Below are 15,453 nucleotides of genomic sequence, written 5' to 3' on the forward strand. Positions count from 1 at the left end.
TCCATGGATTGCCACGGCCTACGGCCTCGCAATGACGCCCCCCGTCATCGCGAGCGAAGCGCGGCGATCCATGGATTGTCACGGCCTTCGGCCTCGCAATGACGCCCCCCGTCATCGCGAGCGAAGCGCGGCGATCCATGGATTGCCACGGCCTACGGCCTCGCAATGACGCCCCCCGTCATCGCGAGCGAAGCGCGGCGATCCATGGATTGCCACGGCCTTCGGCCTCGCAATGACGCCCCCCGTCATCGCGAGCGCAGCGCGGCGATCCATGGATTGCCACGGCCTACGGCCTCGCAATGACGCCCCCCGTCATCGCGAGCGCAGCGCGGCGATCCATGGATTGTCACGGCCTTCGGCCTCGCAATGACGCTCCTGTCATCGCGAGCGAAGCGCGGCGATCCATGGATTGCCACGGCCTTCGGCCTCGCAATGACAGAAGTGGGGGACCGCAATGCCAGAGGTGCGGCCTCGCAATGACAGATGTGGGGCCGGCAATGCCAGCGGTGCGGCATGACTGCGTAACAAGTCTGGTTGACAACCAGCAACATGCCTTGCCATCATGGGCAAATACCTTCAACCTGGGTTCAAATCACCCGCCTCAAAGGTGTACAGGCGGCCCGTCTCGAAGGCCACCCAAGCCTCGTCCGTGGTCAAAGGCGCAGTGACCACGACGGCGACGCGGTCGGTCTTGCGGGTGTGGTCGGCAAAGTTCACGCTCAGGTCCTCATCGCTCAAGGTCGCTTGCGTGAAGGGGTGTTTGCGCAGCACGAAGTGCAGATGGGTGCTGGCCTGCGCCCACAGCGCTTGACCGTTGGACAGCAAAAAGTTGAAGCTGCCAAAGCGGGCGATTTGCGGCACCAATTCGCGCAAAGTCAAGGACAACTCTTGCACGCTGGGCAAGCTGGCATGCGACTTGGCCAGCTCTTGCATGAGCCAACAAAACGCACGCTCGCTGTCGGTCTGGCCCACCGGCTTGAAGCTGCCGTGCAGGCGCGGCGCGTAGCCTGCCAAGTTGCCGTTGTGCGCAAACACCCAGTAACGCCCCCACAGCTCGCGCACGAAGGGGTGGCAGTTTTCCAGGCTCACCTCGCCCTGTGTGGCCTTGCGGATATGGGCAACAACGTTTTGACTTTGAATCGGGTAACGCCGTATCAGGTCGGCAATTGGCGAGGTGCTGGCGCTTTGGTGGTCGACAAAGTGGCGCACGCCTTGGCCTTCAAAAAAGGCGATGCCCCAGCCGTCAGCATGGTGGTCGGTCACCCCGCCGCGCTGCGCAAAGCCACTGAAACTGAAGGTCACGTCGGTGGGGGTGTTGCAGTTCATGCCCAGCAGTTGGCACATGTATCAGTCCCCGATCTGCGCAGTTGGTGCACCGGCGCAGCGCTGACAAATGCACGCCTTGTTGCGCGCAGCAGGCGGTACACGCTGCAACAATGCAGCGCTGAAATGCATGCGCGTGCACCAACATGCCCCATGTTGCTGTGCATCAGGCAAGGTCATCGCGCAGGCATTGGCCTGCCCACACAAGGGGCAGCGGCAAGGGTCAAGGCAAGGCTGCGTCGTCATATGGCCATCAGTCTTTGTTCTGGCGGCGGGCTTGTGTGTCGCGCCACAGGCGAATGGCCAGCAGCACCAAGGGCGCGGTGTGCAAAAAGAAGTCAAAAACATCGATGGGCTTGCGCAATGTGCCATCCATCAACATGCGCCACTTCTCCACCAAATGCGGCTCGGGCACAAAAGGGGCGCCCGCCAAATAAATGGCAATGCCCGCCAGCCACAACATCGGAATCCGGTCGATCCAGCGCATCGCGCCCTCCTTAAAACCCCATTCTCAGGCATGACCGTTTGGTCATGGCGATCTTCTCAGTCGTCTTCTAAGTCATCTACTCAGTCATCTTCTCAGTCATCTTCCCAGCCAAGCACCAACAAAAACGGCACCCTTGGGTGCCGTTTTGAAGCGCTGCTTCAAGGCGTCAAAGTTCGTCAGCCCTCAGCGCACTCAGGCCGCCTTGACCTTCAAACGCCAAGCGTGCAGCAGGGGCTCGGTGTAGCCACTGGGTTGCGCCTTGCCCTTGAAGACCAGATCGCAAGCCGCTTTGTAGGCGGCCGATTTGGCGAAGTTGCCCGCCATGGGTTGGTAGGCCGCGTCGCCCGCGTTTTGCGCGTCCACCACAGCGGCCATGCGCTCCATGGTTTGTTTGACTTGCTTTTCGCTCACCACACCGTGTTGCATCCAGTTGGCCATGTGCTGGCTGCTGATGCGCAAGGTGGCGCGGTCTTCCATCAGGCCCACGCCGTTGATGTCGGGCACTTTGGAGCAGCCCACGCCTTGGTCCACCCAGCGCACCACATAACCCAAGATGCCCTGGGCGTTGTTGTCGAGTTCTTTTTGCTTGTCTTCGGCCGACCAGTTGGCGGCGTCTTGGGCCACCACGGGGAACTGCAGCAGCTGGTTCAGGGTTTCGTCGCGCAGGGTTTTGGCGTCTTGCTTGGCCACGGCTTTTTCCATCTGCTTTTGCAGGGCGGGCACATCCACCTGGTGGTAGTGCATGGCGTGCAGGGTGGCGGCGGTGGGGCTGGGCACCCAGGCGGTGTTGGCCCCGGCCATGGGGTGGCCGATCTTGGCTTTGAGCATGTCGGCCATCAGGTCGGGCATGCCCCACATGCCTTTGCCGATCTGGGCACGGCCGCGCAGTCCGCAGGCCAGGCCCACGTTGACGTTGTTCTTCTCGTACGCACCCAACCAGGTGCTGTTCTTGATGTCGCCCTTGCGCATGACGGGGCCGGCCAACATGCAGGTGTGCATTTCGTCACCGGTGCGGTCCAAAAAGCCGGTGTTGATGAAGGCCACGCGGCTCTTGGCAGCGGCAATGCAGGCCTTGAGGTTGGCGCTGGTGCGGCGCTCTTCGTCCATGATGCCCAGCTTCACGGTGGAGGGCTTCATGCCGATGACTTTTTCGACGCGGCCAAACAGCTCGTCGGCAAAGGCCACTTCGGCGGGGCCGTGCATCTTGGGCTTGACGATGTAGACGCTGCCGGTGCGGCTGTTGCGCAAGGGGTGCGAGGCTTTCTTTTGCAAGTCGACCAAGGCGCAGGTCACGGTGATCATCGCGTCCAAGATGCCTTCGGGGATCTCTTTCATGCTGCCGTCGGCAGCTTTGTAAAGGATGGCGGGGTTGGTCATCAGGTGACCGACGTTGCGCACAAACATGAGCGAGCGGCCGTGCAACTTGACGGTGCCCTTGCCCCTGGCAGCTTGACTGCCGGTTTTTGCGTTCGGTTTGGTGTACTCGCGGTCACCGTTCATGGTGCGGGTGAAAGTCTTGCCGCCCTTTTGCACTTCTTCGCTCAGGCTGCCTTGCAAGATGCCCAGCCAGTTGGCATAGGCCAGCACTTTGTCGTCGGCGTCTACAGCCGCCACCGAGTCTTCCAGGTCGAGGATGGTGGACAGCGCGCTTTCAGCGATCAGGTCCGACACGCCTGCCGGGTCGGTCTTGCCTATGGGGGTGGACTTGTTGATTTGCAGGTCAAGGTGCAGGCCGTTGTGCACGAACAAGACAGATGCCGGGGCTGATGCGGAGCCGGTGTAGCCCACGAACTGCTTGGCATCGGCCAACGTGGAATTTTTGCCATTGGCCAAGCTCACGACCAGCTTGCCGGACTTGACGCTGTAGCCCTTGCTGCCCACGTGCGAGCCGCTCTTGAGCGGCGCGCAGCGGTCGAGCACGTGGCGGCAGTAGTCGATGACTTTTGCGCCGCGTTTGGGGTTGTAGCCAGTGCCTTTTTCGCAGCCGTCGGCCTCTTGAATAGCATCGGTGCCATACAGCGCGTCGTACAAGCTGCCCCAACGGGCGTTGGCCGCGTTCAAGGCGTAGCGGGCGTTCAAGATGGGCACCACCAGCTGCGGGCCGGCCAGCTTGGCCAGCTCGGCGTCTACATTGGCGGTGGTGGCTTGGGCCTTGCGTGGCTCAGGCACCAGGTAGCCGATTTGCGACAAATATTTGCGGTAGGCCTTCATGGCCTTGGCATCACTGACCGGGCCGGGGTTGGCCGTGTGCCATGCGTCCATGGCGGTTTGGATGCGGTCACGCTCGGCCAGCAGGGCGATGTTTTTCGGGGCCAAGTCGGCCACGATGTCGTTGAAGCCTTGCCAAAACTTGGCTTGGTCCACGCCGGTGGCGGGCAGCATCTGGTGGTTGATGAAACTCAGCAGTGGCTGGGCCACTTGCAGGTCGTGAATCGCGGTGCGTGCAGTCATGAAAACCTCTGGTTCAAGTCAAAAAATCGGGCGTAGCCTGTAGGCAAAACCTTGCGGCTCTTGGTTGGCCATTTGGGCAAAACACTCTATTCTAAATTTAGCCTCCCACAAACCCGCGCCAACTTCAAAGACCCATGACTTTTAAACACGAATGCCCATGCACTTACCCAGTCTGACATTCAGCACCCGACATGCCGCCCGCGCTGATTGGGCTCAGGCTGGTTGGCGCATTGCCTCAAACCATCCACTGGGCCAGCGCATCGCTGGTGGCCTTGGGCAACTCTTCGGGAATAAAGTGGCCCGAAGGCATGACTTGGCCAGTCACATGGCCCGCGCACTGCGCTTGCCACAAAGCCACCGGCTTGAACATGCGGTTGACCACCCCCCTGTCGCCCCACAACACCAAGGTGTCGCAGGCGATTTTCTCGCCGCGCTCACGCCCCTCGCGGTCATGCTGCAGGTCAATGCCAGCGCTGGCGCGGTAGTCCTCGGCCGCGCTGTGGATGGCGGCAGGCCAGCCCTTGTCGTTGGGTGCTGGGTTGCAAAAAGCACGCTCGTACTCTGCAAGCGCTTCAGGCTCAATGTAGCCCAAGCCTTGACTGCCCCACCCCCCCAGTTTGGCGTGCAAATAGGCTTTCGGGTTACCGCCGATCATGAACTCGGGCAAAGGCGCGGGCTGCGTCAGATGGAACCAATGGTAATAAGCCTGTGCGAAGGCAAAGTAAGGATCGGCTACCGGGCCAGACACCTCGGGCGTTTTGCCCCAGTGACCGCTGTACATGTCGAGTGTTGGCGCGATGTCGATCACACACAGTTTGGTGACGCGTGCGGCATGGTCCAAAGCCAAGCGGTGCGCAACGCGACCCCCCCGGTCGTGGCCACACAAAAAGAACTCCAGCACACCCAGCGCGTCGAGCAACCCGAGCACTTCTTGCGCCATGGCGCGTTTGCTGTAGTGCAGGTGCTGGGCATCGCCCACCGCGTGCGACGAATCCCCATAACCACGCAAGTCGGGCAAAACCATGCGGTAACGACCGCGCAAATTTTGCGCCACGCGCTGCCACATCACGTGGGTTTGCGGAAAGCCGTGCAGCAACACCAACACGGGCAAGTGCGCTTGTGCGGCCCAATCTGCGGAGCGCCGAAAGCACACCGGCAGACCAGCGACCGTGCGCGTGTCACGCTCGAAACCTTCAAACCAGGCCATCAATCGACCTTGGCGCCCGAGACCTTGACCACCTCGGCCCATTTCTTGTGTTCGGCCTCAATCAGCGCTGCAAACTGCGCAGGCGTGTTGCCGCTGGGAATCGCACCCAAGGTGGCCAAGCGTTCTTTCAAGGCGGGGGTGGCCAGCGACTTGGCAACTTCTTGCTGAATGCGGCTGACCACATCAGGGGGTGTGCCCGCTGGGGCCAACAAGCCAAACCAGCTGCTGGCCTCAAAGCCCTTGAGCCCGGCGGCTTCTTCAATGGTTGGCAACTCGGGCAAAGCCGCTGAGCGTTGGCCACTGGTCACAGCCAGGGCCTTGAGCTTGCCCGATTTGATGAGCGCCATGGCTGAGGGCAGGTTGTCAAACATCACGTCCATGGTCCCGCCCGCCAAGTCGAGCAAGGCCGGGCCAGAACCCCGGTAAGGAATGTGCGCCATGAAGGTGCCCGTTTGCGACTTGAACAGCTCGCCCGCCAAATGGATAGACGTGCCGTTGCCGCTGGAAGCCATGTTCAGCTTGCCAGGATTGGCCTTGGCGTACTGGATGAAATCTTTGACATTGTTGATCTTGTTGGCAGAGGCCAGATTGGCATTGACCACCATGACATTGGGCACGCCAGCGACCAAGGTGATGGGCGCAAAGTCTTTGAAAGGGTCGTAGGGCAGCTTGGCATACAGGGCGCGGTTGATGCCGTGGGTGCCCACGGTGCCCATGAGCAAGGTGTAGCCATCACCGGCCGACTTGGCCACTTGTTCTGCCCCCAGATTGCCGCCCGCGCCACCTTTGTTCTCAATGACGAACTGCTGGCCAAATGCTTTGCTCAAGTCGGGCGCGATGGCTCGGGCCAAAATGTCGGTGGTGCCCCCAGGTGCAAAAGGCACAACGATTTTGACCGGCTTGTTGGGCCACGTGCTCTGCGACCAAGCCAGCGAACTGGTGCACAACAAAGCCACAGCGGCCAGGCTCAAAACAGGGCGGCGGGTCAAGCGACTTATCATTTGGTTCACAGAAGTCTCCTTTACGATGAATCTGAAGATGATGCCACGGCGCTCCGCAAAGCCTGTCGCACAGGCGAATAAATCAGCCGCTTAAAAAGGTGATGCTTGATGGACATTGGCCTGTGACGTTTCGATGGTGAAACGGTGTTTTTTTGGACGGCCTGTTACTTTATCGACCCGGCCAGTCCACTGTCATTTCGGCCCAGATGCGCAATAAGCGTTGCGCAAACTTATGGGTGCCGGGGCATCAGGGCGCAGCTTCTACCGCATCCATGAACAGCGCGGCCACGTCGCAGCCCATTTGATCGGTGATTTCCTGAAAACAGGTGGGGCTGGTCACGTTGATTTCGGTCAGGCTGTCGCCAATGATGTCCAGACCGACCAACATCAGACCGCGTGCGAACAAAATAGGGCCCAGTGCTTCGGCAATCTCTCGGTCGCGTGCCGAGAGGGGCTGGGCCACACCCTTGCCGCCTGCTGCCAAATTGCCACGCACTTCACCACCTTGTGGGATACGAGCCAAGCAAAAGGGCACAGGCTGCCCCGCGATCAACAACACCCGTTTGTCGCCTTGCGCGATGTCTGGCAAAAACTTTTGCACCATCACGGTTTGAGCGCCGCCCTGGTTCAGGGTTTCGATGATCACACCCAAATTCAGACCTTCGCTACCGACCTTGAAAATGCCTGTACCGCCCATGCCGTCCAGGGGTTTCAAGATGATGGCGCCGTGCTGCGCGTGGAAAGCGCGTATGTCCGATTCGCTGCGCGTGACCAGGGTGGGTGCAATGAAAGAGGGGAACTCCAAAATAGCCAATTTTTCGGGGTGGTTGCGCAGCGCGGCCGGGCTGTTGAAGACCTTGGCCCCCTCACGCTCTGCTTGGCTGAGCAGATGTGTGGCGTAAAAATACTCGCTGTCAAAAGGCGGGTCGGTGCGCATGATGATCGCGCCAAAGTCTTTCAGGTTCGCACGGCGTGTCGCAGTCTGGTTGAACCAAGCTTCAGGATGGCCCGTCAGGGTGATATAGCGCACTTGGGCCGATACGACTTCACCCTGTTGCCAGCGCACGTCAGTCATTTGACAGGCTGCAACCCGATGCCCGCGTTTTTGCGCTTCGCGCATCATGGCAAAAGTAGAGTCCTTGTAGATCTTGAAGGACTCAAGGGGGTCGGCGATGAAAAGAATGTGCATGGGCAACATTTTATAAGCTGTTTTTTCAGAACGTTGCTCAGCGCCCCAACACAAAGCCCGGACCTGCGCGACAACCCCTTGTCCGCATGAGGGCCATTGAATGAGCCGACCCTGTCCAGCAGCTCCTGGTCGGCGTTGAGCCTCATTTTTTTAAGTTCGACGGTGCCTGGGCAATCCCGGCCACTTTTTTGTCAACTTGAGCCGAGATTCAGTGCGGGTGGCAGGCATTTGCAAAGTGCAGTGCCGCACACGGCATCCCGGTTCACCGCTCAAAATAACAAAAATTAGAATTTCATGTATTTTTAAATTTAAAAGTATAACGTCCTTTTTATATCTAAATATCGGTCAAATTAACTAAATTGCTATATTTAATATTTAAAAAACAAGTGTTGTCAGTTTTATAACGAGTAACACCGCTTAAAATCAAAGGCCCATCCAGGGCATGTTCCATCACAAAGTGTTTTTTTAAATTCACTTTTGGCCATCTGGCATCCGAACATCGTTGCATGCCACCGCACACTTTTGTGCGCTGAGGCTGCGGTAGCCTGTGAGTTACTTTTTTGACTCAGCCATTGAGCAATTCAAAACAAATCTCCCGCATCAACGCAGGAAACCTTTTATGACCATTTTGGTGACCGGCGGCGCAGGCTTTATTGGCGCCAACTTTGTGCTCGACTGGCTCGCCGCCTGCGACGAACCCGTCATCAACCTCGACAAACTCAGCTATGCAGGCAACCCCGAGAACCTGGCCAGCTTGCAAGGCGATGCACGCCATATCTTGGTGCCAGGCGACATCGGCGACAGCGCCTTGGTCAGCCGCCTGTTGGCCCAGTATCAACCGCGCGCGGTGATCAACTTCGCCGCCGAAAGCCACGTGGACCGCTCCATCCACGGCCCGGAAGATTTCATAGAGACCAACATCGTGGGCACGTTTCGCTTGCTGCAATCGGTGCGGGCGTACTGGCTGCAACTGCCCAACGACGACCAGCCACACGACGACGGCCCAATCGTCACTGCGAGCGAAGCGCAGCAGTCCATGGATCGCTTCGTGCCTCGCGATGACGGTTCACACGACGGCGCACCCAACGTCACTGCGAGCGCAGCGCGGCAGTCCATGGATCGCTTCGTGCCTCGCGATGACGGGTCACACGACGGCTCACTCAACGTCACTGCGAGCGAAGCGCGGCAGTCTATGGATCGCTTCGTGCCTCGCGATGACGCGTTAATCGTCACTGCGAGCGAAGCGCGGCAGTCCATGGATCGCTTCGTACCTCGCGATGACGGTTCACACGGCAGCGGACCACACGCCGGCGCACCCAACGTCACTGCGAGCGCAGCGCGGCAGTCTCGGGTGAGTCAGCAAAGTTTCCGGTTTTTGCACGTCTCCACCGACGAGGTGTACGGCTCTTTAGCCCCAGGCGAGCCGGCCTTTACAGAGGCCCACCGCTACGAACCCAACAGCCCCTACAGCGCCAGCAAAGCGGCCAGTGACCACCTGGTGCGCGCCTGGCACCACACCTACGGCCTGCCGGTGCTCACCACCAACTGCTCCAACAACTACGGCCCCTACCACTTCCCCGAAAAGCTCATCCCGCTCATGATCGTCAACGCCCTGGCGGGCAAGCCCCTGCCGGTGTATGGCGACGGCATGCAAATTCGCGATTGGCTGTACGTCAAAGACCATTGCAGCGCGATTCGCCGCGTGCTCGAAGCCGGTCGTTTGGGCGAGGTCTACAACGTGGGTGGCTGGAACGAAAAGCCCAACATCGAGATCGTTCAAACCATTTGCAAGCTGCTCGACGAACTGCGCCCACGCGCCGACGGTCGGCCCTATGCCAGCCAAATCACTTACGTCACCGACCGCCCGGGCCATGACCGCCGCTACGCGATCGACGCCAGCAAAATCCACCACGAGCTGGGCTGGAAGCCAGCGCAAACCTTTGAAACGGGCATCCGCGAAACCGTGGCCTGGTACCTGGCCAACCCCGACTGGGTGGCCCACGTGCAAAGCGGCGCTTACCGTGACTGGGTGGCCAAGCAATACGAGGCAGTCCCAGCATGAGCGCGCGCAAAGGCATCATCTTGGCAGGCGGCTCCGGCACCCGCCTGTACCCCGTCACCCAAGCGGTGAGCAAACAGCTCATGCCGGTGTACGACAAGCCCATGGTCTATTACCCGCTCACCACCCTCATGCTGGCGGGCGTCCGTGATGTGTTGCTCATCAGCACCCCACAAGACACCCCCCGTTTTGCTGAGTTGCTGGGCGACGGCAGCCAGTGGGGCATGAACATTCAATATGCGGTGCAGCCCAGCCCCGATGGCTTGGCGCAGGCCTTCATCATCGGCAAAGACTTTGTGGGCAACAGCCCCAGCGCCTTGGTCTTGGGTGACAACATCTTTTATGGCCACGACCTGGTCAAGCTGCTCCACAGCGCCGACCAGCGCAGCAGCGGCGCCAGCATCTTTGCCTACCATGTGCACGACCCCGAGCGGTATGGTGTGGTCGACTTTGATGACCAGCAACGCGCCCTCAGCATTGAAGAAAAGCCCAAAGCCCCCAAAAGCAATTTCGCCGTCACCGGCTTGTACTTCTACGACCAACAGGTGTGCGACATCGCCGCCGACATCCAGCCATCGCACCGAGGTGAACTTGAAATCACCGACGTCAACAAACGCTACCTTGAGCTGAACCAGCTCAGTGTTGAAATCATGGGTCGTGGCTACGCCTGGCTTGACACGGGCACCCATGACAGCTTGCTCGAAGCGGCGGGCTTCATCGCCACGCTACAAAAACGCCAGGGCCTCATGGTTGCCTGCCCTGAAGAAATTGCCTTCCACCAACAATGGATCACCTCTGAAACCTTGCAAAAACTAGCCCACCCTTTGGCAAAAAATGGCTATGGACAATACCTACTGGGTCTTTTGAAATAATCATGCCCTACACCGTCACCCCCACCCGCATCCCCGATGTGCTCATCCTCGAGCCCAAAGTTTTCGGCGACAGCCGAGGCTTCTTTTTTGAAAGCTTCAACCAGCAAGACTTCAAGCAAGCCACGGGCCTGCAAGTGCACTTTGTGCAAGACAACCACAGCCGCAGCGCCCAAGGCGTGTTGCGTGGCCTGCACTACCAGTTGCAACAGCCCCAAGGCAAGCTGGTGCGCGTGGTGCGCGGCGCTGTGTTTGACGTGGCGGTAGACATCCGCCAAAGCTCACCCACCTTTGGCCAGTGGGCAGGAGTGGAGCTGAGCGAAGACAACCACAAGCAGTTTTGGGTGCCCGCTGGTTTTGCCCACGGCTTTGTGGTGCTGAGCGAAAGCGCTGACTTTTTGTACAAAACCACCGACTACTACGCCCCCGCGCACGAGCGCTGCATCGCCTGGAACGACCCGGCCATCGGCATCACCTGGCCCCGAGGGCTGACACCGCAGCTATCAGCCAAAGATCAAGCCGGTAAAGCGCTGGCCGAAGCCGAAGTGTTTGCCTGATGCAAAACTTCTCTGCCACCCCCCGCGAAATGGTGGCCAGCCTCTGGCGACATCGCAGCCTTATCAGTGCGTCGGCAAAGCGCGAGGTGCTGGGCCGCTACCGTGGCTCAGCACTGGGCCTGCTGTGGTCGTTTTTTAACCCGCTGTTCATGCTGGCAGTTTATACCTTTGTATTCAGCGTCATCTTTCAGGCCCGCTGGGGTACTGATGGCAGCGGCTCCAAAACCGAATTTGCCTTGCTGCTGTTTGCCGGGTTGATCATGTTCAACCTGTTTGCCGAATGCATCAACCGCGCACCAGGGCTTATTTTGGGCAACGTCAACTACGTTAAGAAGGTGGTGTTTCCTTTGGAAATACTGCCTTTCGTGGGCTTGTTATCGGCTTTGTATCACGCACTCATCAGTCTGCTGGTCTGGTTGATAGCCTACGTGGTTTTCTTTGGCGTGCCCCACGCCACAATGCTCTATTTGCCCTTGGTGCTGGTGCCTTTTGCGCTGTTCGTCATGGGGCTGAGTTGGGCGCTGGCTTCGCTGGGGGTATTTTTACGCGATGTGTCGCAGTTTATTGGGGTGGTCACAGTATCCATGATGTTTTTAAGTCCTATTTTTTACCCTGCGTCGGCATTACCTGAGGCGTATCGCTACCTGCTGTATCTGAACCCACTGACACCTGTAATTGAAATGACCCGAGGCTTGTTGTTCTGGGGCAAGCTGCCCGAATGGCTTGACCTGAGTTTTTACTGGCTAGCCACAGGTGCCATCGCTTGGCTGGGCTTTGCGTGGTTCCAGAAGACGCGAAAAGGCTTTGCCGATGTCCTCTAGCTCCATCGTGCTGACCCTTGATGATGTGGGCAAATGCTATCAGACCTACGCCAACCCGCGCGATCGCCTCAAGCAGCTCATCCTGCCCAAGGCTTATCGCATGCTTGGGCTGCATCCCAAACGCTACGCCCATGATTTCTGGGCCCTTCGGCACATCTCGCTAGAGCTCGAAAAGGGTGAGTCAGTGGGCATCATCGGCAAGAACGGCAGTGGCAAGAGCACACTGCTCCAGATTGTCACCGGCGTGCTGTCGCCCACCGAAGGCCGCGTCGAGACCCGCGGGCGCATTGCGGCGCTGCTGGAACTCGGCTCCGGCTTCAATCACGAGTTCACTGGCCGCGAGAACGTCTTCCTGAGCGGTGCCCTGCTGGGTTACAGTCAGGCCGAGATTGAGGCGCGCTTCGACGACATCGCCGGCTTTGCCGACATCGGCGAGTTTATCGACCAGCCGGTCAAGACCTACTCCAGCGGGATGTTCGTGCGCCTCGCCTTTGCAGTGCAGGTGCAGCTCGAGCCTGACATCCTGATCGTCGATGAGGCGCTCGCTGTGGGAGACGCGCTGTTTCAGAAGCGTTGCTTCCAGCGCCTGGAGCGTTTTCTGTCCAATGGTGGCACTCTACTCTTCGTGTCACATGACCAGGAAGTGGTACGCACCCTTACGTCCCGCTCGGTGCTGCTCGACGGCGGCCATTGCCGCTCGCTCGGGCCGTCATCCGAGATCGTCCTCGAGTACCGTCGGCGCCTCCATGAGGAGGAAGTACGCTATACCAGAACCCACAAGCCTCCGTCCTACGCCCCCGCCGAATCCGCTGATGCGTCTGCCCTCGCGCCCGAGGTAATGGATGACAAGTCGTCGTTCGGTGACTTCGATGCCTACATCAAGCGCGTCGATTTGTTTGTGAATGGCAACCCTTTGCTGGGCACGGTACATCCGGACGACGAGATCCGGTTGAGCATCACTTATCACTTTGTGAAGCCCTTGACGCGGCTCTCCTTTGGCATCCGCCTGCGCAACCGCGAGGGCGTTAAGATTTATTCTGGCGGTACCTTCGCGGCCGATTTGAACGCCGCCCAAGGAAATATCGGCTACGAAGGCGTATGGCACAAGCGCTTCGAGGCGGGCGAGGAGTTCGTCGTGGACATGACTTTCCGTTGTCTGCTGGGCGAAGGTTTTTACGAGGTACAGGCCTATGTCTGCGAGGAAGAGATGTTCATGCCAGGCTATCAGCGCATGCTGCACTGGAAGGACGAGGCGGCCTTCTTCAACGTGGCGATTGACCGACTTAAACGCTGGTATGGTGGTGTTTGCGATATCCAGCTCAACTATGAGTTTTCCAATTAGATAATGACTGCCGATTACCTCGACTCCTTGGGCGAAGCGGTCTTCAGCGCGCTGGGCGTGTGTCAGGTTGGGCTGGTTGGTGAAGCCGCTGCTCTGGCTGGACGGCTAGCCGCCAGTGGCATGACCTGCCCGGCAGATGGCCCGCGGGACGCCTGGGTGATTGTCGCTACGCTGGAAGAACTCGTCCGCGGCGAGGTGATACCGGCTTGCGAGGGCGCGCGTCTGACCTTCGTGGTATGCCGGGATGACGCTGCTGATGCGGCGGTGCCGCTCCGCGCGCGGGTTGAGGCGGCGATGATAGGCCACGGCTACATTAAGCATCCCGCCACCACCGAACTCTTCGGCTATGCCCGGCTCGACGACAGCAACGCCGAGTCCTGGGCGCTGTTCGAGTACCGGTCGCTGGTGTTCGCCGACGGTGACACGCCAGACCGCCTCAAGCGCGAGCGCGACCTTCACAGCGATATGCTGCGCGAGGCCGGCGTGCGCTCCGACGCCCACTTGGTGCGCTACCAGCTGGCCGCTAGCCTGGTGCGCCCGGGCGACACCGTTCTCGACGCCGCCTGCGGCCTCGGTTACGGTAGCCACGTGCTGGCCACTCTGTGCCCGGCCTCGCGAATAACCGGCATCGATCTTTCCGACTGGGCAGTAGATTTCGCCCGGCGCAACTACTCCAGCTATTGCGTCGATTACCGCTGCGGCTCGCTGCCCGAAGCGCTTAATGAGATGGCGAATGCCTCCGTTGATTTTGTCGTGTCCCTTGAAACACTCGAGCACGTCTCCGACCCGCAAGCCCTGCTAGCAGCTTTCTTCCGCGTACTCAAGCCGGGCGGGCGGATCTTCGTTAGCGTGCCCAACGACTGGGCCGATGAGACCGGCGAAGACCCGAACCCCCACCACCTGCACGTCTACGACTGGGCCCGGGTGCGTGACGAGCTCGCCGCCCATTTCATAGTTGAATCCGCATGGAGTCTCACCGCCAGCGGCTGCAAGACTGGCGGCGACCTCGTGTGGAGGCCCCAGCCCCGCAAGCTGGATGTCGTCGCGCTAGATGCCGCGGCCACCACTGAAGGCGAATGGTGGCTGGTGTGCGCCAGCAAGTCGCCGCTGGCTGATGCGCAGCGGCCCTACGAGGAAAGTATCCACGCAGGATTCGAAGGCGCCACCCATCTCGTCGATTTCGCCGAGCACTACGACCGCCCGTGGCTAGTCCATACTCTGGTCGAGCTGCCCTGGCGCATCCGCGACAAGGGCGCGCTGCTGGCCCTCGCCCAGGATGTGGTTGCCAGCGGTCGCCAGGGCTCGGCCGATCTGGGTGCCGGGCTCACGGTTACGGGCTGGCGGATCCTCGAGGATTCGGGCGCCACCGGGGCCGCGGCGGTCGGTTGGCTCGACCAGGTCAAGGCATACGTCAATACCGGGCACGACGATGCCAACCCCCACGTTCGCCGTTGGTGCGTGTCACTGAATTACCTGCGCGCGCGATTCTTTGAAGCCCGCGGTGATGTGGCCGGCGCCGATACTAACTACCGGGCTGTGGTGGACGCCGACGTCCTGCACATCACTCCCACTCTTGGTACCAAGCAGGCCGATGCTGCATTGCGGGTCGGCTTGCTGGCCTTCCGCGAAGGGCGCGCCGAAGAGGCTGTGGCCCGCTGGCAGGCCGGTCTCGATGCAGCTTTCCGCTGTCTGCAGGCCGATTCGCTCGAGTTTGTCGGCAACCGCCAGAAGCCATTTATTTTCGCTATGAACGATCTGGTGGAGATCGCCGACGGTGCCACTCGCCTCAGCAACGCGATCCTCGCCGTGACCAGCCGCCAGCCGGGCGAGAGGACGGCCGTCGCCCGACAGCTAGGCGGCGTGACCCAGCGCTCCCTGCGTAGCGCCCTCAGTGAGATGCAGGCCCGCGTCGTTAAGCTGGTTGATGATCTCGAACGCCACGCAAAAGCGCTGGCTACAGCCCAGGATCTGGCGAGGGAGCGCGGTGCCCGTATTGGTACCTTGCAGGCCGGACTCGAAGTCGCCCAGCGTCTGGCTGCAACCCGTGCTGACGAAATCACAGCGCTATCAGGCCGCCTCGATCTCACCCAAGTGGCTCTGGAAGATGTCCAGCGTCTGGCTGCAACCCGTGTTAACGAAATCGCAGC

Annotated in this window: 12 protein-coding genes and 2 pseudogenes; 7 read left to right on the forward strand and 7 right to left on the reverse strand. The window is 60.0% G+C overall.

What is annotated here, in order from left to right; all coding sequences use genetic code 11:
- Window positions 1-576: 576 nt before the first annotated feature.
- From ACIQ39_RS13695 to gshB, 7 genes are all read right to left on the reverse strand, one after another.
- Window positions 577-1,344 carry a class II glutamine amidotransferase gene (locus ACIQ39_RS13695; protein ID WP_396435162.1) on the reverse strand — a complete coding sequence of 256 codons (768 nt, stop codon included), beginning with the start codon at window positions 1,342-1,344 and terminating at the stop codon, window positions 577-579.
- A gap of 3 nt (window positions 1,345-1,347) precedes the next feature.
- A complete protein-coding gene (locus tag ACIQ39_RS13700; protein ID WP_396435163.1) occupies window positions 1,348-1,671 on the reverse strand; it encodes a cysteine-rich CWC family protein in 324 nt (107 codons plus the stop codon).
- Window positions 1,577-1,810, reverse strand: coding sequence for a hypothetical protein (locus ACIQ39_RS13705; protein ID WP_396435164.1), 234 nt, complete (start codon window positions 1,808-1,810; stop codon window positions 1,577-1,579). Before ACIQ39_RS13705 ends, ACIQ39_RS13700 begins: the two co-directional genes overlap by 95 nt.
- A 192-nt stretch (window positions 1,811-2,002) precedes the next feature.
- A complete protein-coding gene (locus tag ACIQ39_RS13710) occupies window positions 2,003-4,261 on the reverse strand; it encodes a malate synthase G (RefSeq protein ID WP_396435165.1) in 2,259 nt (752 codons plus the stop codon).
- 235 nt (window positions 4,262-4,496) lie between these two features.
- Entirely contained in the window at window positions 4,497-5,468 is a 972-nt protein-coding gene (locus tag ACIQ39_RS13715; RefSeq protein ID WP_396435166.1) for an alpha/beta fold hydrolase, read from the reverse strand.
- Window positions 5,468-6,469, reverse strand: a complete 1,002-nt coding sequence (locus ACIQ39_RS13720; protein WP_396435173.1) for a Bug family tripartite tricarboxylate transporter substrate binding protein — start codon at window positions 6,467-6,469, stop codon at window positions 5,468-5,470. The genes ACIQ39_RS13715 and ACIQ39_RS13720 overlap by 1 nt, the downstream gene beginning before the upstream one ends.
- A gap of 247 nt (window positions 6,470-6,716) precedes the next feature.
- Window positions 6,717-7,658 (reverse strand): glutathione synthase, encoded by a 942-nt coding sequence (gshB, locus tag ACIQ39_RS13725; RefSeq protein WP_396435167.1) that lies wholly within the window; start codon window positions 7,656-7,658, stop codon window positions 6,717-6,719.
- A gap of 619 nt (window positions 7,659-8,277) precedes the next feature.
- Here gshB and ACIQ39_RS13730 point away from each other — a divergent pair.
- From ACIQ39_RS13730 to ACIQ39_RS13760, 7 genes and pseudogenes are all read left to right on the forward strand, one after another.
- A pseudogene (locus tag ACIQ39_RS13730) lies at window positions 8,278-8,634 on the forward strand (GDP-mannose 4,6-dehydratase); the annotation flags it as partial.
- Window positions 8,635-8,937: 303 nt separating this feature from the next.
- Window positions 8,938-9,720: pseudogene (locus tag ACIQ39_RS13735) on the forward strand (dTDP-glucose 4,6-dehydratase); the annotation flags it as partial.
- On the forward strand, window positions 9,717-10,589 hold the full coding sequence (gene rfbA / locus ACIQ39_RS13740; protein ID WP_396435168.1) for a glucose-1-phosphate thymidylyltransferase RfbA: 873 nt from the start codon (window positions 9,717-9,719) through the stop codon (window positions 10,587-10,589). The pseudogene ACIQ39_RS13735 and the gene rfbA, both read left to right, overlap by 4 nt.
- Window positions 10,590-10,591: 2 nt before the next feature.
- Entirely contained in the window at window positions 10,592-11,143 is a 552-nt protein-coding gene (gene rfbC / locus ACIQ39_RS13745; RefSeq protein WP_396435169.1) for a dTDP-4-dehydrorhamnose 3,5-epimerase, read from the forward strand.
- Window positions 11,143-11,964: an ABC transporter permease gene (locus ACIQ39_RS13750; protein ID WP_396435170.1), complete on the forward strand. Its 822-nt coding sequence runs from the start codon at window positions 11,143-11,145 to the stop codon at window positions 11,962-11,964. Before rfbC ends, ACIQ39_RS13750 begins: the two co-directional genes overlap by 1 nt.
- On the forward strand, window positions 11,954-13,306 hold the full coding sequence (locus ACIQ39_RS13755) for an ABC transporter ATP-binding protein (protein ID WP_396435171.1): 1,353 nt from the start codon (window positions 11,954-11,956) through the stop codon (window positions 13,304-13,306). The genes ACIQ39_RS13750 and ACIQ39_RS13755 overlap by 11 nt, the downstream gene beginning before the upstream one ends.
- A 3-nt stretch (window positions 13,307-13,309) precedes the next feature.
- Window positions 13,310-15,453 (forward strand): class I SAM-dependent methyltransferase (locus tag ACIQ39_RS13760; protein WP_396435172.1); only part of this gene is annotated, 2,144 nt, incomplete at its 3' end.

The sequence above is a fragment of the Limnohabitans sp. genome (assembly GCF_044361645.1).
GTDB lineage: Bacteria > Pseudomonadota > Gammaproteobacteria > Burkholderiales > Burkholderiaceae_C > Limnohabitans_A.

Bases quoted from the DNA above. Each gene is read 5' to 3' on its own strand.
- ACIQ39_RS13720 (WP_396435173.1), bottom strand. From the start codon at position 6,469: ATGATAAGTCGCTTGACCCGCCGCCCTGTTTTGAGCCTGGCCGCTGTG.
- ACIQ39_RS13755 (WP_396435171.1), top strand. From the start codon at position 11,954: ATGTCCTCTAGCTCCATCGTGCTGACCCTTGATGATGTGGGCAAATGC.
- ACIQ39_RS13715 (WP_396435166.1), bottom strand. From the start codon at position 5,468: ATGGCCTGGTTTGAAGGTTTCGAGCGTGACACGCGCACGGTCGCTGGT.
- ACIQ39_RS13705 (WP_396435164.1), bottom strand. From the start codon at position 1,810: ATGCGCTGGATCGACCGGATTCCGATGTTGTGGCTGGCGGGCATTGCC.
- rfbC (WP_396435169.1), top strand. From the start codon at position 10,592: ATGCCCTACACCGTCACCCCCACCCGCATCCCCGATGTGCTCATCCTC.
- rfbA (WP_396435168.1), top strand. From the start codon at position 9,717: ATGAGCGCGCGCAAAGGCATCATCTTGGCAGGCGGCTCCGGCACCCGC.
- ACIQ39_RS13710 (WP_396435165.1), bottom strand. From the start codon at position 4,261: ATGACTGCACGCACCGCGATTCACGACCTGCAAGTGGCCCAGCCACTG.
- ACIQ39_RS13695 (WP_396435162.1), bottom strand. From the start codon at position 1,344: ATGTGCCAACTGCTGGGCATGAACTGCAACACCCCCACCGACGTGACC.
- gshB (WP_396435167.1), bottom strand. From the start codon at position 7,658: ATGCACATTCTTTTCATCGCCGACCCCCTTGAGTCCTTCAAGATCTAC.
- ACIQ39_RS13700 (WP_396435163.1), bottom strand. From the start codon at position 1,671: ATGTTTTTGACTTCTTTTTGCACACCGCGCCCTTGGTGCTGCTGGCCA.
- ACIQ39_RS13750 (WP_396435170.1), top strand. From the start codon at position 11,143: ATGCAAAACTTCTCTGCCACCCCCCGCGAAATGGTGGCCAGCCTCTGG.